This is a genomic window from Pseudomonas sp. TH10 (assembly GCF_016651255.1).
GTDB lineage: Bacteria > Pseudomonadota > Gammaproteobacteria > Pseudomonadales > Pseudomonadaceae > Aquipseudomonas.
The window spans coordinates 26,193-49,994 of record NZ_JAEKEG010000029.1; the positions used below are offsets into that span (position 1 = coordinate 26,193).

17 protein-coding genes and 7 pseudogenes are annotated in these 23,802 nt (G+C 55.0%); 13 read left to right on the top strand and 11 right to left on the bottom strand.

Annotated features, from left to right (window positions below; genetic code table 11):
- Positions 1-147 precede the first annotated feature (147 nt).
- Complete coding sequence (locus JFT80_RS03860; RefSeq protein WP_201146973.1) at positions 148-1,272, top strand: GNAT family N-acetyltransferase; 1,125 nt, start codon at positions 148-150, stop codon at positions 1,270-1,272.
- A gap of 15 nt (positions 1,273-1,287) precedes the next feature.
- Here JFT80_RS03860 and aqpZ read toward each other — a convergent pair whose 3' ends face one another.
- The 5 genes and pseudogenes from aqpZ to JFT80_RS03885 all read right to left on the bottom strand — a co-directional run bounded on the left by aqpZ (position 1,288) and on the right by JFT80_RS03885 (position 6,410).
- Positions 1,288-1,983, bottom strand: coding sequence for an aquaporin Z (aqpZ, locus tag JFT80_RS03865; protein ID WP_201146974.1), 696 nt, complete (start codon positions 1,981-1,983; stop codon positions 1,288-1,290).
- A gap of 203 nt (positions 1,984-2,186) precedes the next feature.
- Positions 2,187-4,018 (bottom strand): annotated as a pseudogene (locus tag JFT80_RS03870) (ABC transporter ATP-binding protein).
- A gap of 88 nt (positions 4,019-4,106) precedes the next feature.
- Complete coding sequence (locus tag JFT80_RS03875; protein ID WP_201146975.1) at positions 4,107-4,664, bottom strand: peptidylprolyl isomerase; 558 nt, start codon at positions 4,662-4,664, stop codon at positions 4,107-4,109.
- 3 nt (positions 4,665-4,667) lie between these two features.
- Positions 4,668-5,472: pseudogene (locus JFT80_RS03880) on the bottom strand (alpha/beta fold hydrolase).
- Positions 5,473-5,486: 14 nt separating this feature from the next.
- Positions 5,487-6,410 (bottom strand): LysR family transcriptional regulator, encoded by a 924-nt coding sequence (locus JFT80_RS03885; protein WP_201146976.1) that lies wholly within the window; start codon positions 6,408-6,410, stop codon positions 5,487-5,489.
- Between the two features lie 49 nt (positions 6,411-6,459).
- Between JFT80_RS03885 and JFT80_RS03890 the strand changes: the two genes are divergently transcribed.
- From JFT80_RS03890 to JFT80_RS03900, 3 genes and pseudogenes are all read left to right on the top strand, one after another.
- On the top strand, positions 6,460-6,774 hold the full coding sequence (locus tag JFT80_RS03890) for a 3-phosphoglycerate kinase (RefSeq protein ID WP_201146977.1): 315 nt from the start codon (positions 6,460-6,462) through the stop codon (positions 6,772-6,774).
- A 230-nt stretch (positions 6,775-7,004) separates the two neighbouring features.
- Positions 7,005-7,604, top strand: coding sequence for an FMN-dependent NADH-azoreductase (locus JFT80_RS03895; RefSeq protein WP_201146978.1), 600 nt, complete (start codon positions 7,005-7,007; stop codon positions 7,602-7,604).
- Positions 7,605-7,952: 348 nt separating this feature from the next.
- Positions 7,953-8,818 (top strand): annotated as a pseudogene (locus JFT80_RS03900) (carboxylate/amino acid/amine transporter).
- A gap of 63 nt (positions 8,819-8,881) precedes the next feature.
- On the opposite strand, the pseudogene JFT80_RS03905 reads toward JFT80_RS03900, so the two are convergent.
- Positions 8,882-9,487 (bottom strand): annotated as a pseudogene (locus tag JFT80_RS03905) (mechanosensitive ion channel family protein); the annotation flags it as partial.
- Positions 9,488-9,959: 472 nt separating this feature from the next.
- Here JFT80_RS03905 and JFT80_RS03910 point away from each other — a divergent pair.
- The 7 genes and pseudogenes from JFT80_RS03910 to JFT80_RS23635 all read left to right on the top strand — a co-directional run bounded on the left by JFT80_RS03910 (position 9,960) and on the right by JFT80_RS23635 (position 14,280).
- Positions 9,960-10,277, top strand: a complete 318-nt coding sequence (locus JFT80_RS03910; protein WP_201146979.1) for a hypothetical protein — start codon at positions 9,960-9,962, stop codon at positions 10,275-10,277.
- A 52-nt stretch (positions 10,278-10,329) separates the two neighbouring features.
- Complete coding sequence (locus JFT80_RS03915) at positions 10,330-11,142, top strand: hypothetical protein (protein ID WP_242482763.1); 813 nt, start codon at positions 10,330-10,332, stop codon at positions 11,140-11,142.
- Positions 11,143-11,185: 43 nt separating this feature from the next.
- A pseudogene (locus JFT80_RS25035) lies at positions 11,186-11,410 on the top strand (ABC-three component system protein); the annotation flags it as partial.
- A pseudogene (locus JFT80_RS25040) lies at positions 11,407-11,837 on the top strand (ABC-three component system middle component 2). The pseudogenes JFT80_RS25035 and JFT80_RS25040, both read left to right, overlap by 4 nt.
- The gene (locus JFT80_RS03920) at positions 11,837-13,303 is read left to right on the top strand and encodes a hypothetical protein (RefSeq protein WP_242482764.1); all 1,467 of its coding nucleotides are present in this window, start codon (positions 11,837-11,839) and stop codon (positions 13,301-13,303) included. Before JFT80_RS25040 ends, JFT80_RS03920 begins: the two are co-directional and overlap by 1 nt.
- A gap of 64 nt (positions 13,304-13,367) precedes the next feature.
- Positions 13,368-13,655, top strand: coding sequence for a hypothetical protein (locus tag JFT80_RS23775; protein WP_242482765.1), 288 nt, complete (start codon positions 13,368-13,370; stop codon positions 13,653-13,655).
- Positions 13,656-14,133: 478 nt separating this feature from the next.
- Positions 14,134-14,280, top strand: a complete 147-nt coding sequence (locus JFT80_RS23635; RefSeq protein WP_207187697.1) for a hypothetical protein — start codon at positions 14,134-14,136, stop codon at positions 14,278-14,280.
- A gap of 146 nt (positions 14,281-14,426) precedes the next feature.
- On the opposite strand, the gene JFT80_RS03925 is transcribed toward JFT80_RS23635, so the two are convergent.
- The 3 genes from JFT80_RS03925 to JFT80_RS03935 all read right to left on the bottom strand — a co-directional run bounded on the left by JFT80_RS03925 (position 14,427) and on the right by JFT80_RS03935 (position 18,543).
- Positions 14,427-15,137 (bottom strand): hypothetical protein, encoded by a 711-nt coding sequence (locus JFT80_RS03925; protein WP_201146980.1) that lies wholly within the window; start codon positions 15,135-15,137, stop codon positions 14,427-14,429.
- Positions 15,138-15,348: 211 nt separating this feature from the next.
- A complete protein-coding gene (locus tag JFT80_RS03930; RefSeq protein WP_201146981.1) occupies positions 15,349-16,725 on the bottom strand; it encodes a hypothetical protein in 1,377 nt (458 codons plus the stop codon).
- 210 nt (positions 16,726-16,935) lie between these two features.
- Positions 16,936-18,543 (bottom strand): hypothetical protein, encoded by a 1,608-nt coding sequence (locus JFT80_RS03935; protein WP_201146982.1) that lies wholly within the window; start codon positions 18,541-18,543, stop codon positions 16,936-16,938.
- A gap of 394 nt (positions 18,544-18,937) precedes the next feature.
- On the opposite strand from JFT80_RS03935, the gene JFT80_RS03940 reads away from it, so the two are divergent.
- Together JFT80_RS03940 and JFT80_RS03945 are read left to right on the top strand one after the other, a co-directional pair.
- Positions 18,938-20,101: a hypothetical protein gene (locus JFT80_RS03940; RefSeq protein WP_201146983.1), complete on the top strand. Its 1,164-nt coding sequence runs from the start codon at positions 18,938-18,940 to the stop codon at positions 20,099-20,101.
- Positions 20,102-20,136: 35 nt separating this feature from the next.
- Positions 20,137-20,232, top strand: a pseudogene (locus JFT80_RS03945) (transcriptional regulator); the annotation flags it as partial.
- Positions 20,233-20,438: 206 nt separating this feature from the next.
- Here the strand turns inward: JFT80_RS03945 and JFT80_RS03950 are convergent.
- A complete protein-coding gene (locus JFT80_RS03950; RefSeq protein ID WP_201146984.1) occupies positions 20,439-22,637 on the bottom strand; it encodes a hypothetical protein in 2,199 nt (732 codons plus the stop codon).
- Positions 22,637-23,782: a hypothetical protein gene (locus tag JFT80_RS03955; RefSeq protein ID WP_201146985.1), complete on the bottom strand. Its 1,146-nt coding sequence runs from the start codon at positions 23,780-23,782 to the stop codon at positions 22,637-22,639. Before JFT80_RS03955 ends, JFT80_RS03950 begins: the two co-directional genes overlap by 1 nt.
- Positions 23,783-23,802 lie beyond the last annotated feature (20 nt).

Sequence of the window (23,802 nt, forward strand, 5' to 3'; positions counted from 1 at the left end):
GCAGTGGCAAAGTGATGGCGTTGCGATGACGATACGAATTCAACTGGAAGACCCCGTCCAGAGCACTGCGGTCGGATAGGTCGTGTAGGTTGCGTCGCGATAAGCGATACTCGCGAAGCTTTCACGCATTCAGGTGAAGAGGAATTTATGCCGCTGCAGCGACTGGAAAATCTGTCCGACATTGCCCCGCGCACCTGGGATGCCCTGGTGCCGGAGGCCCAGCCGTTTTTGCGCCATGCCTTTCTCAGTGCCCTGGAAGACAGCGCCAGCATCGGCCCGCATTCGGGTTGGCAAGCCGAGCATCTGTTGCACGTCGAGGGTGACCGGCTGATCGCCGCGCTCCCCAGTTACCGCAAGTGGCACTCCTACGGCGAATACGTGTTCGATCACGCCTGGGCGGATGCCTGCGCACGGGCGGGCATCGACTATTACCCCAAGCTGTTGACAGCGGTGCCGTTCAGCCCGGTCAGCGGGCCGAGGCTGTTGGCGGCGAACGTCGAGGACGGTTTCGAGCTGCTGAAGAGCTTGCCGGGGTATCTCGAAATCGAAGGGCTCTCCAGCGCGCACATCAATTTCACCGACCCGTTCACCGATGCCGCGATGGCCGAGCAATCGGATTGGTTACAGCGCATCGGCTGTCAGTATCACTGGCAGAATCGCGGTTACCGCGACTTTCAGGATTTCCTTGATGTGCTCAGTTCGCGCAAGCGCAAACAGATGCGCAAGGAACGCGAGCAAGTGGCGGCGCAGGGCTTCGAGTTTGAATGGCTGCAAGGGCGCGAACTGGACGAAGCGCAGTGGGATTTTGTCTATGCCTGTTACGCCAATACCTATGCGGTGCGTCGGCAAACGCCTTATTTGACGCGGGAGTTTTTCAGTTTGCTGGCTGAACGTATGCCTGAATCGATTCGCGTGGTGCTGGCGAAACAGGGATCACGGCCGGTGGCGATGGCGTTCAGTCTGGTCGGTGGCGACAGCTTTTACGGACGTTATTGGGGATGTCTGGCGGAGTTTGACCGGCTGCATTTCGAGACGTGTTTTTACCAGGGCATGGATTACGCGATAGCGCAGGGTTACCAGCGTTTCGATGCCGGTGCTCAAGGCGAGCACAAACTGATTCGCGGTTTCGAACCGGTGATCACCCATTCCTGGCATTACCTGCGGCATCCGGGTTTGAAAGCAGCAGTGAAGGATTTCCTGCAACAGGAGCGTCTGGGCGTGCTGGCTTACGCCGAGGAAGCGAGGACCGCCCTGCCTTATCGACAGGAATGATCCTCGCCCCCGGTCTCAGCTGTCTTCCTTGCCCAGCCAGCGGTATGTCACCCCGCCGACCACCGCGCCGAGCAACGGCGCGACCCAGAACATCCACAGCTGTGCGATCGCCCAGCCGCCCACCAGCAGTGCCGGGCCGGTACTGCGGGCCGGGTTGACTGAGGTATTGGTCACCGGGATCGAGATCAGGTGGATCAGCGTCAGGGCCAGGCCGATGGCGATCGGTGCCAGTCCTGCCGGCGCGCGCTTGTCGGTGGCACCGAGGATGATCAGCACGAACATCGCCGTCATCACCAGTTCACAGACGAAGCCTGCTGCCATCGAGTACTTGCCGGGAGAGTGTTCGCCGTAGCCATTGGAGGCCAGCCCCGTCGACAGATCGAACCCTTCCTTGCCGCTGGCGATGTAGTAGATCAACCCTGCAGCAATAATCGCGCCCAGCACTTGGGCGATGATGTAGGCGGGCAGTTCTCTGGCCGGAAACCGACCTCCGACAAACAGACCGACCGACACGGCCGGGTTGAGATGACATCCGCTGATGTGACCAATGGCGAACGCCATGGTCAACACCGTCAAACCAAAGGCCAGGGCCACCCCCAGCACGCCGATTCCCAGTGGCGACGACGCGGCGATCACCGCACTGCCACACCCACCCAATACCAACCAGAACGTACCCAGCAACTCCGTGACTGAACGTTTGAACAGAGACATGAGAAGAGTCCTTGATAGCGCTGCTATCGAGACTGCATCGGGTTGTGCGTCCTTGCAGACTTACGACAGGCTCCGTTCCGAAGCCTTGGCTGAGTACAGCAGGGTTTTTGTGGAATGCCAGCGCCGAAAAAACCGCCAGGGCCCGTGGTCTGAGGCCTGTGGCGGTTTGACAGGGTAAAGGAACCCCTGTGGGAACATTCAACTCAGTCGATCCCGACAAACCCTCCGGTCTGGTGCGCCCACAACCGCGCATACAACCCGCGATGCGCCAGCAGTTCGGCGTGGGTGCCGCTCTCGGCAATCTTGCCGTTCTCCAGCACCACCAGCCGATCCATGCGGGCGATGGTCGAGAGCCGGTGCGCAATCGCGATCACGGTTTTGCCCTGCATCAGGGTTTCCAGGCTTTCCTGAATCGCCGCCTCGACTTCCGAGTCGAGTGCCGAGGTCGCCTCATCCATGATCAGGATCGGAGCATCCTTGAGCAGCACCCGTGCGATGGCGATGCGTTGACGTTGACCACCGGACAGCTTCACCCCGCGCTCACCGACGTGCGCGTCGAAGCCAGTGCGGCCTTCCGCATCCGACAGCAACGGAATGAACTCATCGGCGCGCGCCTTGTGCACCGCGTCCCACAACTCGGCATCGGTGGCATCCGGTTTGCCGTACAACAAATTGTCGCGGATCGAACGGTGCAGCAACGAGGTGTCCTGAGTGATCATGCCGATCCGTGCGCGCAGGCTTTCCTGGCCGACGTCGGCGATGTTCTGGCCGTCGATCAGAATGCGTCCGCCCTCGACGTCGTAGAGGCGCAGCAAGAGGTTGACCAAGGTCGATTTACCGGCGCCGGACGGCCCGATCAGGCCGATTTTTTCACCCGGTTTGATAGTCAGGTTGAGGTCGCCGATGATGCCTTTCTTCTTGCCGTAGTGAAAATCGACGTGCTCGAACCGCACCTCGCCATGCGGCACGGTCAGCGGCTTGGCCTGGTCGCGGTCGGTGACGCTGACCGGTTGCGCGATGGTCTGCAGACCGTCCTGGACCATGCCGATATTTTCAAAGATGCCGTTGACCACCCACATGATCCAGCCGGACATGTTGACGATGCGGATCACCAGGCCGGTCGCGAGGGCAATGGCGCCCACCGAGATCAGCGACTGCGTCCACAGCCACAGCGCCAGAGCGGTAGTGCCGACGATCAGCAGGCCGTTCATGGTGGTGATCGCCACGTCCATGCTGGTGACTACACGACCGGCCATTTGCGCTTTGACGGTCTGTTCTTCGATGGCTTCCCTGGCGTAGTGCTGTTCGAAATTGGTGTGGGCGAACAGCTTCAGCGTGGCGATGTTGGTGTAACCGTCAACGATCCGTCCCATCAGCTTCGAGCGGGCGTCGGAAGCTTCTACCGAACGTTCTTTCACCCGTGGCACGAAGTAGTAGAGCGCGCCGATGTAAGCGGCGATCCACACCAGCAGCGGGATCATCAGACGCCAGTCGGCCTCGGCGAACAACACCAGCGCACTGATCGCGTAGATCACCACGTGCCATAGCGCATCGACCGCTTGCACTGCCGAATCGCGCAGCGAGTTGCCGGTCTGCATGATGCGTTGGGCGATGCGCCCGGCGAAGTCGTTCTGGAAGAAGTTAAGGCTCTGCTTGAGCACATAGCTGTGGTTCTGCCAGCGGATCATGCTGGTCATGCCGGGGCTCAGGGTCTGATGCACCAGCAGGTCGTGCAGGCCGAAGAAGATCGGGCGCAGCACGAGGGCAACCACCACCATCCAGGCCAGCTCGATGCCGTGCTCCTGGAAAAAATTCGGGTTCGGCGTGCCTTGCGCCAGGTCGATGATGCGGCTCAGGTAACTGAACAGCGCCACTTCGATCAGCGCGGCGAACAAGCCGACGACCAGCAGGGCGGCAAAGCTCGGCCAGACCTGCTTCAGGTAATAGGTATAGAAGGGAGAACACGATCCGGCGGGGAAGCGGTGGGGGCGTCACGGAAGATGTCGATAAGTTGTTCGAAACGGCGATAGAGCATCAGATAACCGCCCGGAGTACGGGCTCTCCTTTTATCGGTGTGAGCGGCGTGAGGTTGAGTTCACGCCGCTCGATACGCCCTGTACAGCTTAGTCGATGACTTTGGCCGACTTGATGAACACAGGGTCGGAAGGCACGTTTTGCATGCCTTGTTTGGTGGTGGTTGGCGAGTTGACGATGATGTCGACGACGTCCATACCTTTGACCACTTTGCCGAACACTGCGTAGCCATCGCCCTGGTCTAGGAAGTCGTTGTCCTTGACGTTGATGAAGAACTGGCTGGTCGCCGAATCAGGTACGGAAGTGCGAGCCATGGACAAGGTGCCACGAACGTTGGCCAGACCGTTTTTGTGTTCGTTCTTGATAGGAGCCTTGGTTTCTTTTTGCTGCATCTGTTGAGTGAAACCGCCGCCCTGGACCATAAAGCCCGGGATCACTCGGTGGAAAATCGTGTTGTTGTAGAAGCCGCTGTTCACGTAATCCAGAAAGTTTTTGGTACTGATCGGCGCCTTGACCGGATCCAGTTCGATTTCGATCTGGCCGTTGGTGGTCTCCAGCAGCACGTGCGGTGCCTTGGCTGGCGTGGCAGCCATCAGGTTGGCGGCGAACAGCACGGTACCGGCGGCGAGGGCGAGTTTTTTCAACATGGGTCAGTGATCCTGAGATTGAATATCGGCTGCGGCAAGAAACTCCAGCAGCGTTTGATTGAAGCGTTCGGGTTGATCGAGCGGGGTGGCGTGGCGCGAATCGGCGATCACCACCAGCCGCGCATTCGGTAGCAGTTTTACATAGGTTTCTTTCAGTGCCACCGGGGTGTAGTCACGGTCGGCGCTGATGATCAGCGTTGGACAGGTCACTCGGGAAAGTCGTTCCTGAACCCCCCAACCCACAATCGCATCGAAGCTGGCGAGATAAGCACGTTTGTCGTTTTTTGCCCAGCGTTCGGCCATCTTCTGCCGCAGATCGGCTTGTTCCGGTTTCGGAAAAAGTTTGCTGCCCAGCGCTTTGCCGATGGTCGCCAGACTGAGCACGCGCATCAGGCTCCAGCGTTTGAACCACTGCCAGTAGTCGTCCTCGGCTGCGCACTTTGACTTCGGGGGCGCTGTTGACGATGGTCAGACTCTTGAGCCATTGCGGCTGATCGACGCCGAGCTGGAAACCGATCATGCCGCCCATCGACAGTCCGACATAGTGCACCGGGCCAAGATTCAAATGCTCGATCAGCGCGACCAGGTCGGCGCTGAATCCCGCGATGCTGTAGCGCTCCCGGGGTTTTTCGGAACGGCCGTGGCCGCGGATGTCCGGGACGATCACCCGGTAGCGGGCTGATAGCGCCGGGATCTGCATTTCCCAGTCCAGCGTGCTCGAGCCGAGCCCGTGAACCAGCAGCAGCGGGGTGCCGTGGCCATATTCCTCATAGTGCAGGTTGCAACCTTCATGTTCGAAATAGGCCATCGGTGAACTCCGTGTCAGGCTTGTTCGGGCGCGGCAAACGGCGCGTCCAAAGGCAAGGTATCGAAAGTGCGCAGCAGCTCGATAAGGATTTGCGTCGCCGGGCCCAGGGGTTTGTCCTTGTTCGAATACAGGTAGAAGCTCGGATTACGGCTGCCGCCCTGATCCAACGGTAGCAGCTTGAGCGAACCTTCCTTCAATTCGCGTTCGATCATGTGTCGGGGCAACCAGGCAAAACCCAGGCCGCTGCTGACAAAAGTGGCGGCGGTGGCCAGGCTGCCTACCGTCCAGCGCTGTTCCGCCCCCAGCCAGCCGACATCCCGCGGCTGCTGGCGGCCGGAATCGCGAATCACCACCTGCATCTGGCTTTCCAGGTCCTGAAAGCTCAATTCACGGTTCAGGCGATGCAACGAATGATCGGGGTGAGCCACGGCGACAAATTCGACGTCGCTCAATTCCGCCCCCAGGTAGCCGGGAATGCTGAAACCGGTGATGGCCAGGTCGGCAACCCCTTCCAGCAATACTTCCTCGACGCCGGACAGCACCTCTTCGCGCAGCCGCACCCTGCAGCCACGACTTTGCGGCATGAATGCGGTCAGGGCGCGCACCAGGCGGGCACTCGGGTAAGCGGCATCGACCACCAGCCGTACTTCAGCTTCCCAGCCTTGCTCCATGTGATGGGCAAGGTCTTCCAGTTGACTGGCCTGTTTCACCAGTTGCCGCGAGCGGCGCAGCAACACGCCGCCGGCCTCGGTGAGCACCGCTTTACGCCCATCGATGCGCAGCAGCGGCACGCCGAGCTGGTCCTGCATGCGGGCGACGGTGTAGCTCACCGACGATTGCGAACGGTGCAGGGCCTCGGCGGCCTGGGCGAATCCGCCGTGGTCGACCACGGCCTGCAATGTTCGCCATTGATCAAGGGTCACGCGGGGCGCTTTCATCATTAGCTCCTCTTGTCCTAAGCTGGCCGTCCCTCATGGAGACTGCCGAATGAAAAAATTCTGTTGTGTGCTGCTGGCGCTGCTTCCGCTGACCGCTTTTGCATACCCGATCGACGTGCAGAAAAACCTCAATGGCATGAAGATCGACTACGAAACCTACGATACCGATAACGACATCGGCTCCATCAAAGTCGTCAACTACGGTGATGTGGATGCACTCTGCAAAGCGGTGTTCAGCAATGGCCCGGAAGCGCCACGCACCCGCAGTATCGAGGTGCCGGCCGGTAAGCATAAAAACGCCACGGCCAAGTTTTCCCGCTCCATCATCAAGCTGCGCATCGAACTGAGCTGCACCCCGAAATAACACCGTATTTACCTGTGGGAGCGAGCCTGCTCGCGAAGACGTAGTGCCAGTCGACACATTCCTTGACTGACACACCGCTTTCGCGAGCAGGCTCGCTCTCACATGCTCTGGGTGCATCTAAACGAATTATTCGATGCTTTGCAGCAATTATTTGCGCTTTTTCATCGATACAACCCTGTTTGACCTTCACTCCATCGACCTACAACATTCTCGGATGGAGGCTACACACCATGTCCCGCGTTCTGATCATCGAAAGCAGCGCCCGCCAGCAAGATTCGGTATCCCGTCAACTGACCCAGACCTTCATCAGTCAGTGGAAAGCCGCGCACCCCGACGATCAGATCAGCGTGCGTGACCTCGCCGTGAACCCGGTTCCGCACCTGGACAGCAACCTGTTGGGCGGCTGGATGAAACCCGCCGAACAGCGCAGCGACAGCGAACAATCGTCGCTGGACCGCTCCAACCAGTTGACCGATGAATTGCTCGCCGCCGATGTGCTGGTGATGGCCGCGCCGATGTACAACTTCGCTATCCCGAGCACTTTGAAAGCCTGGCTCGACCACGTCCTGCGTGCCGGCGTGACCTTCAAATACACCGAAACCGGCCCGCAAGGTCTGCTCAGCGGCAAACGTGCCTACGTGCTGACCGCTCGCGGCGGCATCTACGCCGGCGGCCCGGCCGATCATCAGGAACCGTACCTGCGCCAGGTCATGGGCTTCATCGGCATCCATGACGTGACCTTCATCCACGCTGAAGGCATGAACCTGGGGGGCGACTTCCAGGAGAAAGGCTTGAACCAGGCCAACGCCAAACTGGCCCAGGTCGCTTGATATGTTAATCGCCAGATAATCGCTGGATGGTCTAGTGCTCTGGCGTGACCCCTTCAAGGTTCCACGCGCATCGAACCTCCCTTTGCACTTGTTGCTCCTGAGTGCTGTAGCCCGATTGAACGCTTTAGCGAGATCGGGCTTTTTTTGCCTTGAGGTTTTGGGTTTGTGGTGAGGGCTACCTGCGGCCGTTGATTTCTCGGTAGGAGCTGTCGAGAGAAACGAGGCTGCAATCTTCTGATCTTGCTTCGGATACATATCCATCACCCAGAAAGGGATATGCACACGAACTCAACATCGCGATAACCGAAAAACCCGCTATCGTCGCCGCCATTCGAAACAGAGGCGACCATGGGCTATCTACTTTTTGTCACGCTGATCCAGGCGTTTTCCTTCAGCTTGATCGGCGAATACCTGGCCGGTCATGTCGACAGTTACTTCGCCGTGCTGGTGCGCGTGGTGTTGGCCGGGCTGGTCTTCATCCCCCTGACCCGCTGGCGCTCGGTTGAACCCGCATTCATGCGCGGCATGCTACTGATCGGCGCCCTGCAGTTCGGCGTCACCTACGTCTGCCTGTACCTCAGCTTCAGGGTCCTGACCGTGCCCGAAGTGCTGTTGTTCACCATCCTCACGCCACTGCACGTGACCTTGATCGAAGACGCGCTGAACCGCCGCTTCAACCCCTGGGCCCTGGTCGCTGCCCTGGTAGCCGTGCTTGGCGCCGCAGTCATTCGTTATGACCGCATCAACCCGGACTTCTTCATGGGCTTCCTGCTGCTGCAGTTGGCGAACTTCACCTACGCCGCCGGGCAAGTGCTTTACAAACACCTGGTCGCCAAACACCCCAGCGACCTGCCGCACTATCGGCGTTTCGGTTACTTCTACCTGGGCGGATTTGCCGTGGCACTGCCCGCGTTCCTGCTGTTCGGCAAAGCCGACTTCCTGCCCGAAGCGCCGCTGCAATGGGGGTGCTGGTATTCCTCGGGCTGGTCTCGACCGCGCTCGGCTTGTACTGGTGGAACAAGGGCGCGTGCATGGTCAACGGCGGGACGCTGGCGGTGATGAACAACCTGCACGTGCCAGTGGGGCTGCTGCTCAACCTGCTGATCTGGAACCAGCATGAAGAGCTGGGACGGCTGCTCTTTGGCGGCATGGTGATTCTGGCAGCAGTGTGGATCAGTCGGCTGGGTATCAGGCCAGACCCGAAACGGGTGTAGGAGCTGCCGAAGGCTGCGATCTTTGGATGTTGAAGATCAACAGATCGCAGGCTGCGCCAACGCCTACATCACGTGTTTCTCCGGTTCTGGAACCGCACTCGCGCCCAGCACAGCCGGCAACAGCCCCGAACGCAAATCCCCACCACTCGGCTGTTGATACAGACTCAACCCGAACTCCGGCAGCACCGCCAGCAGATAGTCAAAAATATCCCCCTGAATCCGCTCGTAATCGGCCCACACCGTGGTGCTGGTGAAACAGTAGATTTCCAGCGGAATACCCTGCGCCGTGGTTTGCATCTGGCGGACCATGCAGGTCATGTTCGGTTGCACCTCCGGGTGGCTCTTCAGATAGGCCAATGCATAAGCGCGGAAGGTGCCGATGTTGGTCATGCGCCGACGGTTGGCCGACATCGCCGCGACGTTGCCCTGCGCCTCGTTCCACGCCTTGAGCTCGGCTTTCTTGCGGCTCATGTAGCCGCTCAACAGATGCACCTGGCTCAGCTTTTCCTCTTCATCGTCACGGATGAAACGCACGCCGCTGGCGTCGATGAACAGACTGCGCTTGATCCGTCGGCCGCCGGATTGCTGCATGCCGCGCCAGTTTCGGAACGACTCGGACATCAGGCGCCAGGTCGGGATCGAGACGATGGTCTTGTCGAAATTCGGTACGTGTGAGCTCAATACGTAAATGGACATGTCAAACCCATACAAATCAGCAGCTTGAGATTTTCTGTCCATTGTCCATTTTTCTTCAAATCGATGGACAGCCCTGCCGCCCCACAACGCTCGCAGCCCCATAACCCTCCGTCCTACCCCGAGCGCCCCGACCCTTCCGGATAGGCCCTAAGCTGCACCATCGGGTTCCCCGGCATCGGGTAATGACGATAGTATTGTGCTATTACGTAGGGACATCAGGATGCCCAGCACCTTTCGCCTAGCGAATGAGGGGGGCGGTAGGAGCTCGGCATGGATCAGCCACACCACAGAAACGTAGACAGACAACCATCATATCCCGAGGCGGTTACTTGGGAGCCTTCGTCGTGCCTGCAATTTTCCGAGCCCCTGTTCAATAGCCCAATAACTCTAGACCCCAGACGAATCATCAATACGAACAACATCTCAATAACCAAGGTACTCATGCATGAGTGAGCAGCAACAGGAAGACGGGCAGGAAAACGAGCAGGAGCGGAAGCAGCAATACGTTTTTCATCCCGCTGATCTGGTCGAATACGCGATGGACAAACCCATTGGAGTAGCCCGCGCGGCGCTGATAATTGGTCTGGAAGGCGCTGATGTTTACCCTGATATCATCATTGATGAACTGGTTGGGAACATGGAGTTGAACCTACGTTTCCTGAAAAAGCTCACGGGTGCTTTGCGGAAGAATCCGAATAAAATTATTGGTGATATGTCATATCGTATACGGGCTGTTCAGCTGGAGCGCGAACTCGGTTTATGATGTTCTCATATTGTAATTTAGTAAGCACAGTAACTTTCCGGAGGTGCTGCTAATGCCAATTGGTGAGAAACCCATCAAGACTCCTCCGGCCCCTACGTTCGAGCTTACCGCACTAGACGTGGAGAAAGGGGCGCCAGTTCTGCCACTAGATCGTTTGCAGATCATGTCAGCGCCTGAATGGGAGGTTTTTACCTCCGAATTCGTATCTTACCTGGATAAGGATTACGATTCGGTAACGCTGTGTGGCGGCGGGGGTGACATGGGGCGTGACGTGATCGCCAAGTTCGCAACAGGGTGGGACAACTTTCAATGTAAGCACTATAAAGAGAAGTTGAGCATTGCCGACGTCGCTGCCGAACTGGGCAAGCTCGTTTACTATACCTGGAAAAAAGAGTACACCCTGCCACGCAAGTACCGCTTTGTGACCCCGAAAGGGTGCAGTGCGCCTTGCATGGCTATATTCACCAAAAAGTCTCGCATCCAAGGTGAGATCATCAAGCGCTGGGATAAAGTGTGCAAGAATAAAATTACTAGCAAGGAATCAATACTGCTAGAAGGCGATCTGCTGGAATATCTAAAGATCATCGACTTTTCGTTTGTTGATGAGATGTCTTCGCTAGAATTGGTAAAGATGCACGCTCGGACACCGTATCACACGTCCCGATTTGGTAGCTATCACCTAAAACGTCCAGTAGTTCCAACGGTTGCACCAACGCCTGTCGCTGATAACGAGAAGTTATATATTGGGGCTCTCTTGGAGGCGTTTTCAGAGGCGGATGGAGCTGAGTACTCATTTGAAAGCATTATGGAAAGTGAGTATGAGAACATCCTGGATCGGGCTAGGATAAACTTTTTTCAGCGCTGAATACTTAGAAGTATTTTCGCGGGATGGGTTTCCTGCTGACTGCTATGACAAACTCAAAGCAGAATGCCGTGAGGCCATAGATAGTGTTTTGTATGAAAAGCACGATGATGGATTTCAGCGGTTTCTAAAAGTGAGCTCGCACTCTGTACGTGTACAATACGACTCTCATCCGCTCCGCCATTTCTTGCAAGTCGCCGATCGTAAGGGGTTATGCCATCAATTAGTGAATGACCGCAAATTCACTTGGGTGAAGAAGAAAAAATCATGAGATCAAAAGATTTGTACAATAGCCCTGTGGAGATTGGGGCGCGTATTGTTCTATTGCTCGCTGGCCTTTCCCGGACGCTTGATCTGGATGAGCTGATCTTCTTGGACTACGCATCAATTTATAGTGGTGACTTTAAAGGGGGCCAAGTCTGCATCCTATGATGGTAAATCGTCTAACTGAGTTGGTTCGTCGGCGAGAAATCTTCCCTGGTGCGATCAAGCTTTTTACCGCGAAAGGGTTGATGACTTCTCAGGTTGATGAGCGTGGCGTCCGATATTCCATCACTAGTGCAGGCAGTGCGTTTACCGCCAAGTTGACTACTGAATATCACGAAGATTTCAGACGGCGCGTATCTTGGGTTGAGGGTAATATTAATTACCTTACGGTTCAGCGTCGCACCATTTATAAAGTTGAAAGGGCGGTCTGATGTTTATTGAAAGTGTTATTGTGAGTGGCCCTGACCTTGCAGATGCTGCTGTTTTTTTTGAAAAGGGCGCAAACGTTGTTCAGGGTGGTTCCAATACTGGTAAGTCATACATTGTTCAATGCATAAAGTTTGCGCTTGGTGCGACCACGCCACCGAAACCCATTAAAGAGTCGCGAGGGTATACCACCGTCAAGGTTAAGTTTGTGCACGATGATGGGCGTTTTTTCACCATCGTGAGGGGACTTTCTGCAAGCTCCAAGCCAAATTTTTATGATGAAGAAGGTAAGGTGCAAACTCTTGGGGTTAAGCATAATACTAGGAACATGAGTTCGGTCTCTAACCAGATTTTGAACAGAATGGGGTTGAATGGAAGGCTTTTGCTGAAAGGCACAGCTTCTCTGAGTAATGCTTCTTTCACACTTCGCGACTTCGAAAAAGTTTTTTTGATGGATGAGACGCGAATTGTGGCTGATTACTCTCCTCTCGGTACAGGCCAGAATAATGAGGGCCCTAAAGAGAAATCCATCCTAAAACTGCTGCTTACGGGGAGGGATGATGCAGGGGTTAAACAGGCCAAAAAGGAGCTGGCGTCAAAGGGGGCTTTGAAGCACCGGTTCAATGCTGTCGAAGAAATCATCAAGCAGTTTTATCCGGGTAACGACGCCGCTGAAAGCCTTGAACTTCAGAAGCTCAATTCGTTTGCCGACCAGGTCGCGCTTCGGCTGAAGTTGGCTGAAAATGAACTGGAAGGCGCGTTCCATTCGAGTGAAGACTTGTTTACCCAGAAAGCCAACCATATCGCTGAACTTGAGGTGGTCGAAGGCAAAATAGCTCAAGACAAGGCACTCTTTAGCCGATTTGACATGCTTGCTCAAAAGTACGAATCAGACCGCCAGCGTCTGCAGGGTATTGAGCAGGCGGCAGTCTTGCTCGATGAGTCGGACGCCGTGCTTTGCCCAACCTGTGGCAACCATTTCGACTCCGAGTCATGCGCGACGGACGTAGATGACATCAAGAAAGGGGTCTCCTTTGAGTTGGATAGAATTTCGAAAAACATCCACGAACTTGCGGAAGCCCAAGTATCTCTGACGGCAGCGATTGAACGGAACACTTCAAGTGCTGAGAACACCAAGACCTCCATCGCGGCAGCGGAGAAACTGATCACCTCGGATCTCCAGAGTTCGGTGCAGGCAGTGAGTGACTTGAAGGAGCTTGCCTCGTGCCTCAAGCATGATCACTCGGTGCTGAATAGACTCGTTACCGATAAGGCGAAGCTGAGGGAGGAGCTGAAACGACTGGGTGTTCTACTGCTTGAGGAGCAAAACACCTATACCCCTGAGAGCTTTGAAGAGTCTGCCAAGCCTCTGGTGAAAGAGATTCAGGACATCCTGCAGCGCTGGAGCTTCCCGAATTACTCCCCAGTGGAATTCGACTTCGGAGCTTCGGGACATCACCATTGGTGGTAGCGCGAGAGGCAATTTCGGCAAGGGGTATCGAGCGATCGCTTCCTCTGCGTTTGCTTTGGGGCTGATGAATTTACTGAAACTTTCTGGGCGCCACCCTGGCTTTGTAGTACTTGATTCGCCACTGACCACGTACAAGGAAGGGGATCCGGAGCCTGAGGAAGGTGATGAGGAAGTAGCTGCGGACGTGATTTATGCGTTTTATCAGGATATTGCCGATAACTTCAAAGATTCTCAAGTGCTTATATTTGAGAACAAGGAGCCTGATATGGCGCTCATCCCACATATGAATTATCAGCACTTCACGAAAAGCAGAAAAAGTGGGAGATACGGCTTCTTCCCACTAAGAGGCTGATTCGATTTTACAATTTATCGGTCACCGCGCCAATGGCGCGGGTGATCGACTTACTAAGCGCCTGGTCTCTTCAAACACGGTTGAGTAAAGGTAAAGGTAAAGGTGAAAGCTTTCCCTATCAACACCATGGCTATTTATTATTGATGGCTGCTAACTTCGTTACAGCCCTCTCAGCATGACTACACCTGAGCCTGAGAAGCCGCACTTCACACGAGCGTCTGGTTGAGAAGGGGGCTAACGAACGCCCAAGCTAGAGCGTTGTAAGCCCCGAGCCCCGAGCCCCGAGCCCCGAGTCAGAGTCATAGAGTCATAGAGTCGTGGAGAGCTCTTAACGCTCAAGCAGTGGCTGGTGGGCTTAGGCATGGGCTGTCACCCGCGCAGGTCAGCTAAAAAGCGTGTTATCTGCCTGACGAGCTATTGAGGTCTTCTCCGCAGCCCTGAGCCTATGAAATGATCAGTCGAGAAATTCTACGGTTGCATGCGCGAATTGCTGGCCGTCCTCATTCCTCCAGAAGGTATTACTGCATTGCTTACACTGATGCTGAGTCATCGATGGGTCAATTCTTTGCTGCTTGGCTTCGAGGTCATGGCCATGGCATACGCTACAGAACAGTTCCCGATCTAACCTAGCGGATGCCCACTGCGATAAATTGATTTTGACTAGAGGTAGTGAGGCCTCGATGAGTGAGGCAAAGACCTCCGCCCATGCCTCGAACCGCGCCTGTTGGAATATATGACCTTCCCACTCGCCTCGATCTAGACCGGTGTTGTTCAGTTTCTCTTCGCTACCATGGATATACCCATTGAGCAGGCTGTAGGCATCGGAAATTGTAGTTTCCAACTCTGTCGAAATGATCCCTGCTTTTTCAGACGCGAGAGAACTCCGTCCCTGCCACGTATCGAAGGCGGTTGGTACTCGTTGGATTTCCATTTCTTGAACAGCTCGGGTTGTCTGCAAAAATAGATTGGTAAAATAACGCTTTCGATGAAGCCGCGCAGCACTTGCATGGACTGACGGTAGTACAGCGCGCCCGCCAGCTGTACGGAGCACATCAGATCAGACCGGGTTTCAAGCATGTGTGAAAGAGAAAAATATCCTGCTTCGGACAAGACGTTCCCGATGGTCTCTTGCCAAGCTATCAATGTCTTGGCCAACCGTCCGAACACTTGGTCATGCTCAAAGTCGACCACTACGGGTGTTTGGGTTCGTGCACCAGGCGCCGGCATTGAATGATTTGCGGTCTCTGCGAACCGGTCTGCTAAACCTAGGGCTTGATTGATCGCTCCCTCTAGCCTTTCGTCTGCCTGATCTTCATAACCCGTACCTGCAAGCAGTCTGTGAATGAAGGTATGCAGGTCGTTTCCTGCGGCCCAGGCTGATATGGCCTCCGGAACGAATGGCAATATTGAGAGCGCGTCTTGCGGGAAAATTTCCTCTGGGCTCGCGTCAGTAGAGAAGGTAGCTTCAAAAACACTGTCCATGAATTCCGATTTCCTTGGGTAGATTTTGAAAATGCGAGCCTTCAGCGGCGAGGGTAATCATCCCCAGCTTAATTCTATCGTGATGATCAGATCTTCCACATGCTGGCATCCGTGGATTTGGAGGAGCAATGTGAATCCAGGAAGAGGATTACCTCGCGGAAATTTTTCAGCGCCCCGGTTAAGCGATCTTCGGCTCCAGGGGGGCAGTGAATCACGGTGCCGGCAGCAGTGAGTACCGCTCAAACAGCGAGCGATAGAATGCAATCAGCACCTCCTCCGCATTGGGCTGCCCGAGCTCATAAGCGCCAAAACGATAGACCTCATACCCCACTAGCCTCAATGCCCTGTCAGCTGCCATCATCTCTGCGTAGAGGCGTGGATTTGGGCGTCCGTTTGCGTCGGAATAGTGGTGTTTGCCATCAATCTCGATGACAACCCGCACCCCGCCCGGAAGAAGCAGAAGGAAGTCCATGCGCGACCTCAACAGTGCCTCCTTACCGCGCCGTGAGACCGTTTGGGGATCCCAGTGAAACCAGACCTCGGGCAGCAAGACTGGAAGATCAGGAATCGCTGTCGTGAAGGCTTTGAAGAAGCTGCTAAAGGCCAGCGCTTGAGGGGGCGATGATTTCGGCAAGCTCGCTTCCAGACGTCGATACAGGTTTTTTTTGGCTTGGTTTTCCTCGACGCCAAAAGCTTGGGAGTACCAAGCCTGCAAGTCCCGCCACAGGAGACCAGAACTCCCGATCGGACGGTCATAGATCAGGACATCCCTTGGGTCAGACATCACCTCGATATCGTTGTCCAGGGCGTTGCCCAGTCGCAGATCTGGCTTCGTGGTAGAAGCAAAGATGAGGTTCTTGGGGGATGACTGTTTGCCTGCTCCTACGTAGGCCAAGGAGGCAGTCAGGAACGCATCCTCTCCCACCCCTACGACAACGTGGACTCCACATGCTTTGAGGATGTCGTTAACGATTTCGATGAATTTTCGTTGAGCTGGTTCGTTGGGCAATACCCGCGACGAAGCCAGGGCTTCGACGAATCGCTTAAATCGGGGATGCGAGGACTGAAACGCCCCGAGTTTGTCGAACAGCGTCACCGCATCCCAGTCGGGGTTTTCGATGTAGTGACGGACAATTTCTTGGCGAAGTGTCGGGGTCGGTCGGATCAAGTTCACGAACGACATCGTGTCGATTCGCCAGAACTCGTTGAGCACCTGTTCGAACGCATCCCTTTCCATGTACAGGTCTATGGCGTTGAGCTTTTCCGCCAGCTCTCGACGGTAGCGACCTGGAATGACAGGTGCTGTCCCATCGTCCCACACAAGCTCTTGAAGCTGGTCGCGCTCATGAACCTCGAAGCCAATTAGCTCTAAAGCCCTCTGAGCGGCAGCCACTATTTGGACATCCCCCGCAGCTTCTACTGCTTTCTGGAGATGCCGCCTTTTGGAGTCGTACTCAGTGCAGTCATCAAGACCCAGCTTGAAGAGCAATTCAGGGATCCGTGCATCCGTGTAGTGGTCTTTTTGATTACCAAGAATCTCGCTGAAGGCGTCTCTCAGCTTGGTGAGGTTTTGCTGGGTACGAGGCATGCTCTAGGGTTCGGGCTGATGTCGTTCTGGCGATGCTAACACTTGCAGCTGAATCATTGAGTAAGCCAGCATGTCATTAGCTTCGGTCTTATAGCCGGATCGAGACGGGGAGACCAAACATCCATCCTGATACTGCACGACGCGTGGCTGCGTGCCAATGGGAGTTGGATGCAGCGCTATAGCATTCATGCCTGATGGAGCTCATCTAGGTCACCCTAGTTCTATATTCGGCCCATACGTCAGAATATCCACCAGACGCAGCGCCTTTCGTGCATCCGTTTTTAGGTTGGCGAACTCTGGTTCTTGCAGGGCGGTGATGAGCATTGACCGATCACCGGAATCAGTTGCGGCTATGAGCAACTGGCGAGTCCAGTACTTTTTTGAATCTGGGTTATTTGACGCATACACCGCAGGAAATGCCTGACCGGCAGTGATTTCGCGGGCGTATAACGCCGCTAGTGGCGGGATTGCCTCCAAAGAGGCTTCACGAACAGTGCCTTCGTTGCGATCCATCGAGTCGGGTATTTTTTCTCGTGCGGCTTCAGCTGCAGCAGTTTGTGCGACAGTGAAGGTCGCAATCTCAGTAGCGGGCGCAAGTGTGCGCTCCTGTCTTTTGGATTCAAGGGCCCTTATGGCTGCGGTGCAGCGCTCTTTGAACTGATCCTGACGCGACACCGCCACAGCCCTGCGGAGCTGGCCGATTAGCTGGCCGATGTCGTCGACCATCGATACAAGAAACCAGTATGGACGCTCTGTGCCCTGCTGGCTCAGAGCGGTGGCAACGAAAGGCCAGACCTCCTGTCCTGTGAGTGTTTGCCTCTGCAGGGTCTCGCGTAGCTGCTCAGGGCCCTGAAGACACAGATCAAGCAGGAAGGACTCTGGGGGCAGATCCAAGTTTCCTTGATCTAGTCGGCCATTAGCATTTCCCACATCTGCGCCAAATTGCTCACGCGCATGTCCAAAGGCCTGTCGCATATCCTGCAAGGCGATAGGCAACGCGTTTGGGTCGTTTGGTCGGACGACTACTGGCAGCGCTTGGCCCTCTGCATTAATGCGGCGGAACCTCATAGGTGCTGCGTGCTGAAGGGTTTCTAAAAGCAAGGTGATGTCGGCTGGGCGGGGTGAGACCACGGATCGGTCAAAAGCTTCAAGCCACTCCGGTGCTTCCTGGGGTACTTCAGGTAGGATCAGGAACAAAGACCGTAAGGCATTTACCCGCTCGGTCATGGCATCGTTACTTTGGAATTTCTGTATGAGGTCATCGATCAGCACATTCTGGTCGATGACTTCATCCGGCGGTATTGGCAATCGATCCATGTAAGGTCGGATGCGAGTTGACTTGGTTAGAAGCTCAAGGAAGCCGTGAACCTTAAACGCTTGCTTCAGCGTCACTGTACGAGAAACGCCAAGGCCAGCATGGAGCCCGGTCGCCCTGTAGGTGAAGAGTACCGAAAATCCTTCTGATGCCTGGAGAATCGTCTCGCGATGTTGAGCCGGGTTGCCTACGCCTGCGGTCAAAAATGAGCTGGCTGGGATGGGCGCGCGGAGTAAATCCCTAATGTCCGACAAGATCTGTCGAGCACTTTTGTACTGGGTTGGAGAAGTGGCCAGCGCTTCATCGCCCCGAACCTGCACAATGATTGCAGCCAAAGCCTGCTCAGCGGCGGCTCCGATTAGTCCAATCGCGGGTGAGTATCGAGCTACCTCAACTCTCAGGCTTCCTCGGTTTGGTGTGCCGAGACAATGCAGCGCCAAGGCTAAGGATTCTTGGCTGGCTTCCAGGAGGCGTATTGCGCTGTTGCTGAGGTATCTGGGCATCGCGAATCCTTGCACTGCTGGTAGTAGCTCGACGCTGGATGGGTGCAGCGCGTGGGGCATCGCGCTGCCAGGCGGTTACAGCGGTGAGTCGATACTCATGTCGAAATTGGTCGAGGCTAGCAGTCTACTGGCGCGAAGCGCTGTTGCAACTGGGGACGAGAGAACTCCCGTCAGCAGAGTCGCCTGAGGTCGAGTAAGGCTTGAAGCCGAGCAAGGTCTGACTGAGCAAAGCCAGAGGTTGAGCAGGAGGGGAGGGGGCATTGCCATGGTGGTGCCTGTTTACGGGGCGTTGGCCAAATAAATTAGTCCTCGGGACAAATATTACTTAAAATCCGTTACTGAGCTGCCCTCTAATCCTCCTCATTGAAAATATTTTATTCAGAAGGCATATGAGATGGATCTTTTTAAAACAAAGCTGCCACAAAATAGACTGCATGAATCTTTCAAGAAAATCTCCAGTGACCCTTGTTACGCTCCAGTGAAGGACGTGATCCAGTCATGGGGAAAAGGGCTGCTGGAGAGATCGGGAGAGCAAACAAAATTCATCAATGAGTTTCAAACTACCTTCAACTCTGCATTTTGGGAGTTGTATCTCAATAGGATGATCATTGATCTTGGCTTTTCTGTCGACTACTCAAAGGGGAGCCCCGACTTTTGCGTCAGCACGCCAAGCGGATGTCAGTTCAGTATTGAGGCGGTCGTATCAGATCGCCCAAGCGCTACTGCTCCCAAAGCAAACTCGTTGAACGAGAAAGAGTTTAGGGATCACTGCACCTTTAAGCTCATGGGGAAATTAAAAGACAAAAAAGATCTTTTTGCTGGGGCCAATGGGAAAAAATTCCCCTACTCGTGCCTAGAACACGTGCGCGACAGGCCGTTCGTCATTGCAATTGCTCCATTCGATAGTGATCTATCGCTTACGCAAAATAACGAAATAATAAACCGTGTTCTTTTTGGTATCGAACCTCCAGACGCATATGCCCTTCAAACAGGAAAGCAACGAAAGGTCTCAAGTATTAACAAGCCGTCGGGCGCGCCAATTGAGTTGGGTATATTTACAAATGACTCCTACAAGGAAATTAGCGCAGTAATTTTTTCTACCACTGGTACTTTCGGCAAGGCGGTAGTGGAGAGCGGTATCGAGAGAATTGTTAGGGCTACAAATTTCAGACAATTCAATAAGGATGAATTCATCGCCCTTCAAGGGTTGAACGGCATGGGGGTAACAGGCTATAAGCTAGGGTCGTTGAATTATCTTATCTCTACTCGAAGTGATTTTGGCAGTAGTGTGGCTGGTTCTGATATGCATATTTACCATTCATCCTACCATCGAGAGACTCATTTTGATGGCCTGCATATATATTACAATCCATATGCCACCACTCCCTTTGAGGCCAACATCATAGATGTTAAGGGTGTTACTCATAATTTTTATGATGTCGAGTCTGATTGTCCTATTCAGGATCATCCTGATGGTGCAATGGTATCAAGGCAGGTGTACGAGCCAACAGTCAGCAATTTAAAGTTTCTTCTAGATGCGTACTCAATAAGGTATTAAGTTACGCCGCGTAAGGTCTACACAAAACCCCACTCGGCGAATTTATCGAGACCAAGGGAGGGAATCACAAAGGCCTGAAGGCTTGGAAAGAGCAGTACGGCGCGGATACTATTGAGTCGTGTCTCAATTGATCCATCAGCTTTACGGCGGGGCCTCAGCCTATCGAGACCGGGCAGCTCATGCCGCCAGTCACAACTGATGCTTCTGGCTGGCTCGGGCATCTGTTGCTCAGCAGGCTCAGCGGACTGTTGAATCGGCTCACTGAATTTTCCCTATTGGTTTGATCCCCTGTATTCGGCATGCCCTGGCTGGCAAGCCGAACACTTAGCGGGTCATCTTAGCGACTTGCTTGCGTAGCCAGCACAAGCATCCCGAGCAATTCGGACTCCTGGCCAGCGTGTTGCCTCAACGCACCGTCCAGTAGCGTCTCCATATCCGTCTTCGCAAGCCGAAGCGAGCCCAAAGCGATTGCGGCGGCGAACTCCAGGGCTGCATCGCCGAAGTCCTTGTCCGAACGTGCAAACACCTTTACCAAAAGCTCTTTCATCACCTTGCTGAGCTCAGGGCTGGATGAGTAGTCCAACTCCGCTGGATGGCATGCCCTCAACATGCACGCTTGCAGGATGGCTTCGTTGAACCTGAGGAAGCACTCTGGGGCCAATACGACCGACTCGTAGCCATTGGGGCAGAGGCGCCTTTCGTGATCTTTGTGTTCCCGGGCGTTTTGTAGCACGGCTGATATGGTGAGGTGCACCATGCTGGGCTCAACGTCGGCGTAGCGCTTGGCGATATCGGTTTTGTTCCCAAAAAAGAGAAAACCTTCCGAAAGGCGCAGCGTGTTGCCTCGTGGCGAAAGCAAAAAACCTCGAAACGCGTTTAAGGCTGCTTTACCAGCTAGATCGAGGGACGGCAGGATGTTGGAGGTATCGGGCAGGTGCCCAAGGCCTAATTCACTGATGCTTTGATCCGAATTAGTCTTGTGAGTCGCGATCAAGCGATGCCAAGAGTTGTCATTGGAGTCTTCGCCAAGGGGTAGCTGGATCCAGTTGGAGAAGCCATAGTCCCTGGTCGTGGGGTTTCGAACCAGGAACATGCGCAATTGGTTCCATGACGCGTTCGTCTGGGGGATCCCGATCGGGGAGAGAAAATGCCTCGGGATGTACGCTTTGATGTACGAGCGCAGATCGCGACTGATCTCGCGAAGTACGCCGCCATCTCTGGCGACGGTGGAAACGATCACTACGCCAGTGGCGTCTTTGCAGTTGTCCTTCTCCAGTTCTTGGTACGGAAGCACCGTAATCGACGAACCAGCAGCCAGGCGAGTGCGCAGGCGAGCCACGACGATCCCCGCGAGAGCCTTGGAAGCCTCGTCATCGGCGTGGATAACGTGACTGACGGTCAGGGGGAATGACCAGTCAATTTCTGCGTCGAGCCATTTCTGAAACTCTGCGTCCTCCAGCACCGTGATGACATCAAGCTGCAGTAGCTTGCTCTTTGTTCCGACTTGGGTATTGAAGGGGTGTATCGAGAAACCAAAGTATTGATGGAAATCGGCCAGGGCTTTCGGAGTATGTGGCTGACCGAGAACGACTGGTCGAGGAGGCTTGGCTTTGGACGAGAAATTCTCGCCGATGATCTCGATCAAGGTGCCGTCGCTGACTTTCAAGTCCGGGAAGGCGACCCCCATGTTATCAAGCGCGACCATTACGTCGCCGGCTCGTCCTTGGGACGTCACATCGACGATGGTGGCGATTCGCCGGGGATCCCACACGCTGCTTGCCATCTTTTCTGCCATGCTTCCGGAGGTCGAGGCGGAGACAATGCAGAAATAGGGATCCGATGGAGGATTGATCTTCTCCAACTCATCATAGGAGTGGAAGCTGACGATCTCTGCCTCGGAGCGGCACAGGGCCAGGGCGCACTTGACGTAGGCATAGATACCCATCGTATCGATGAAGACCTTAGTGCTGCCTTGCAGGGCGCGCGCGTGGCATAGCGTGATCAGGTACGCGACGACGTACAACTCTGCCTCACCTGAGGCTATTTCCCTTGCTTGGATGAAGACCTTGTTCCGCCGTTGGGAAGGGTGCTTGAACACATGCCCAGAGGGAGCCTGGTGGATGGCATTGTTCTTCTCTATGAGGCTATTTACGCCATGGGTCATGAGAAGCTTCAGATCCACGTTGTAAGGGCCCGGATGCGCTCCAAGGGCGTGGTGGTTGAAGTTTGTGCCATCCCACTCAACGAAGGTGTATTGCTTCACGAAGTCAAAGCCCGCCTTCATGCCGCGCTTTATCATGGTTTGCAGGTGCGTATTGGCCGGATCCCAGGCTGCCTTGAACGTGTTGTATTGCTCGGTAGAGCCCACGATGTACACGCAATCTGGAAGATTGGCATCACTCTTGAGGGCAGTCTCTACATCCGCATAGACATTCCCTTCGGTCAGTCGGCAGCTTTTGTAGCAAAGCAACAGGGCTTCAATGGTGCCGTGCAAGGGGCAGTGCTTCAGATGCCGCCAGGAGTAGAAACGTTCCATCACTGAGCCCTCAGCGGTACGAGAATAGAGATAACCGCACCTTGAACGGGCGAAAGGCTGGTTTCAGTCCAGTCATTGAAAGCAAAGAGGTCACGGTTATCACCAGGCGTAAAGGCGTTGAACATCGACAGCCGCCCTGTGCGGATCCTCATGAGTCCACCTATCTGTCTCAGCTCTTGCAAGACCGAAGGCAAGCCTTCACCTGCTGCTGTCTGGGATTTCGACGTCGATTTGTGCTGCAGGCATCGGAGCAGCGCCCGCCGTTCGTCTTCGAGTGACATCTCCTGCACTGGCTTGCCGGTATAGCGGCTGACTAGCCCTGGCCCTGAGTCAAAATAGCTGACCTCGAATGCCCGGAGGCTTTTGGCGCCAGTTTCTGTTCTGGCAGCCTCATCATTCCAGTATTTGATTAGCTCGGGGTGGCCGGAGAAGTCGTCTTTGAAGGTCGACTCGTAAAACCGTGTCCAGCCCATCAGCACCCCCTCGACATGCGAGAGATAGGGCCTGCCAGTATGGTCTGTGACCGCGTGCTCTTGAGTATTTTGGATAAGTTCAGCAGAGAACAAGGCGAGCGCATCGACCAGGGATTCAGGTACTTTGGCCCTGCTTTGCTGCGTTGTACGAGCAACTAGCGTGCGCATCACTGGGGCCATGTCGTCTTTCTCTTTAGCCTTGCCTCGCGAAGAGAACAGTGGCTTCAGATACTGGATTTTGGAGCCTCCGACGCACAAGAGGTCGACGCAGCGGCCTTTGACGAGCTCGTCAAAGTCTTGAGCGTCCATCGCTTGCATTCGTTTGGTCGCGAAGGTCAGGACATCTCGGCGATCAATTTCCTTGCTACCAATCCGTATACCCTTAGACAGCCGGACACCCGCAATCCCAGGTGAGTAATCACAGACGGCCTCCTGAGCGACCAGTTCTTGAGCGTTCGGATGAATGTCCAGGTAGTCATCTTCGAGCTTTTGGCGAGCGAGAGTAACGACCATCTGCAGCCGCGATGCGTCATGCATCGGACTGTGTCGAGCACCGAGGGTGTCTATAGGGAAGCGAAAGACTGTTTCGCTGTCGGAGGACTCGATCTGGGAGATGATCTCCTCAATCTCAACCAGGCTCCGGCACTTCCCCACGTAGTTAACGGTTGACAAGCTATCACCTCTGAATCGTG

Bases quoted from the DNA above. Each gene is read 5' to 3' on its own strand.
- JFT80_RS03860 (WP_201146973.1), top strand. From the start codon at position 148: ATGCCGCTGCAGCGACTGGAAAATCTGTCCGACATTGCCCCGCGCACC.
- aqpZ (WP_201146974.1), bottom strand. From the start codon at position 1,983: ATGTCTCTGTTCAAACGTTCAGTCACGGAGTTGCTGGGTACGTTCTGG.
- JFT80_RS03875 (WP_201146975.1), bottom strand. From the start codon at position 4,664: ATGTTGAAAAAACTCGCCCTCGCCGCCGGTACCGTGCTGTTCGCCGCC.
- JFT80_RS03885 (WP_201146976.1), bottom strand. From the start codon at position 6,410: ATGAAAGCGCCCCGCGTGACCCTTGATCAATGGCGAACATTGCAGGCC.
- JFT80_RS03890 (WP_201146977.1), top strand. From the start codon at position 6,460: ATGAAAAAATTCTGTTGTGTGCTGCTGGCGCTGCTTCCGCTGACCGCT.
- JFT80_RS03895 (WP_201146978.1), top strand. From the start codon at position 7,005: ATGTCCCGCGTTCTGATCATCGAAAGCAGCGCCCGCCAGCAAGATTCG.
- JFT80_RS03910 (WP_201146979.1), top strand. From the start codon at position 9,960: ATGAGTGAGCAGCAACAGGAAGACGGGCAGGAAAACGAGCAGGAGCGG.
- JFT80_RS03915 (WP_242482763.1), top strand. From the start codon at position 10,330: ATGCCAATTGGTGAGAAACCCATCAAGACTCCTCCGGCCCCTACGTTC.
- JFT80_RS03920 (WP_242482764.1), top strand. From the start codon at position 11,837: ATGTTTATTGAAAGTGTTATTGTGAGTGGCCCTGACCTTGCAGATGCT.
- JFT80_RS23775 (WP_242482765.1), top strand. From the start codon at position 13,368: ATGAATTTACTGAAACTTTCTGGGCGCCACCCTGGCTTTGTAGTACTT.
- JFT80_RS23635 (WP_207187697.1), top strand. From the start codon at position 14,134: ATGCGCGAATTGCTGGCCGTCCTCATTCCTCCAGAAGGTATTACTGCA.
- JFT80_RS03925 (WP_201146980.1), bottom strand. From the start codon at position 15,137: ATGGACAGTGTTTTTGAAGCTACCTTCTCTACTGACGCGAGCCCAGAG.
- JFT80_RS03930 (WP_201146981.1), bottom strand. From the start codon at position 16,725: ATGCCTCGTACCCAGCAAAACCTCACCAAGCTGAGAGACGCCTTCAGC.
- JFT80_RS03935 (WP_201146982.1), bottom strand. From the start codon at position 18,543: ATGCCCAGATACCTCAGCAACAGCGCAATACGCCTCCTGGAAGCCAGC.
- JFT80_RS03940 (WP_201146983.1), top strand. From the start codon at position 18,938: ATGGATCTTTTTAAAACAAAGCTGCCACAAAATAGACTGCATGAATCT.
- JFT80_RS03950 (WP_201146984.1), bottom strand. From the start codon at position 22,637: ATGGAACGTTTCTACTCCTGGCGGCATCTGAAGCACTGCCCCTTGCAC.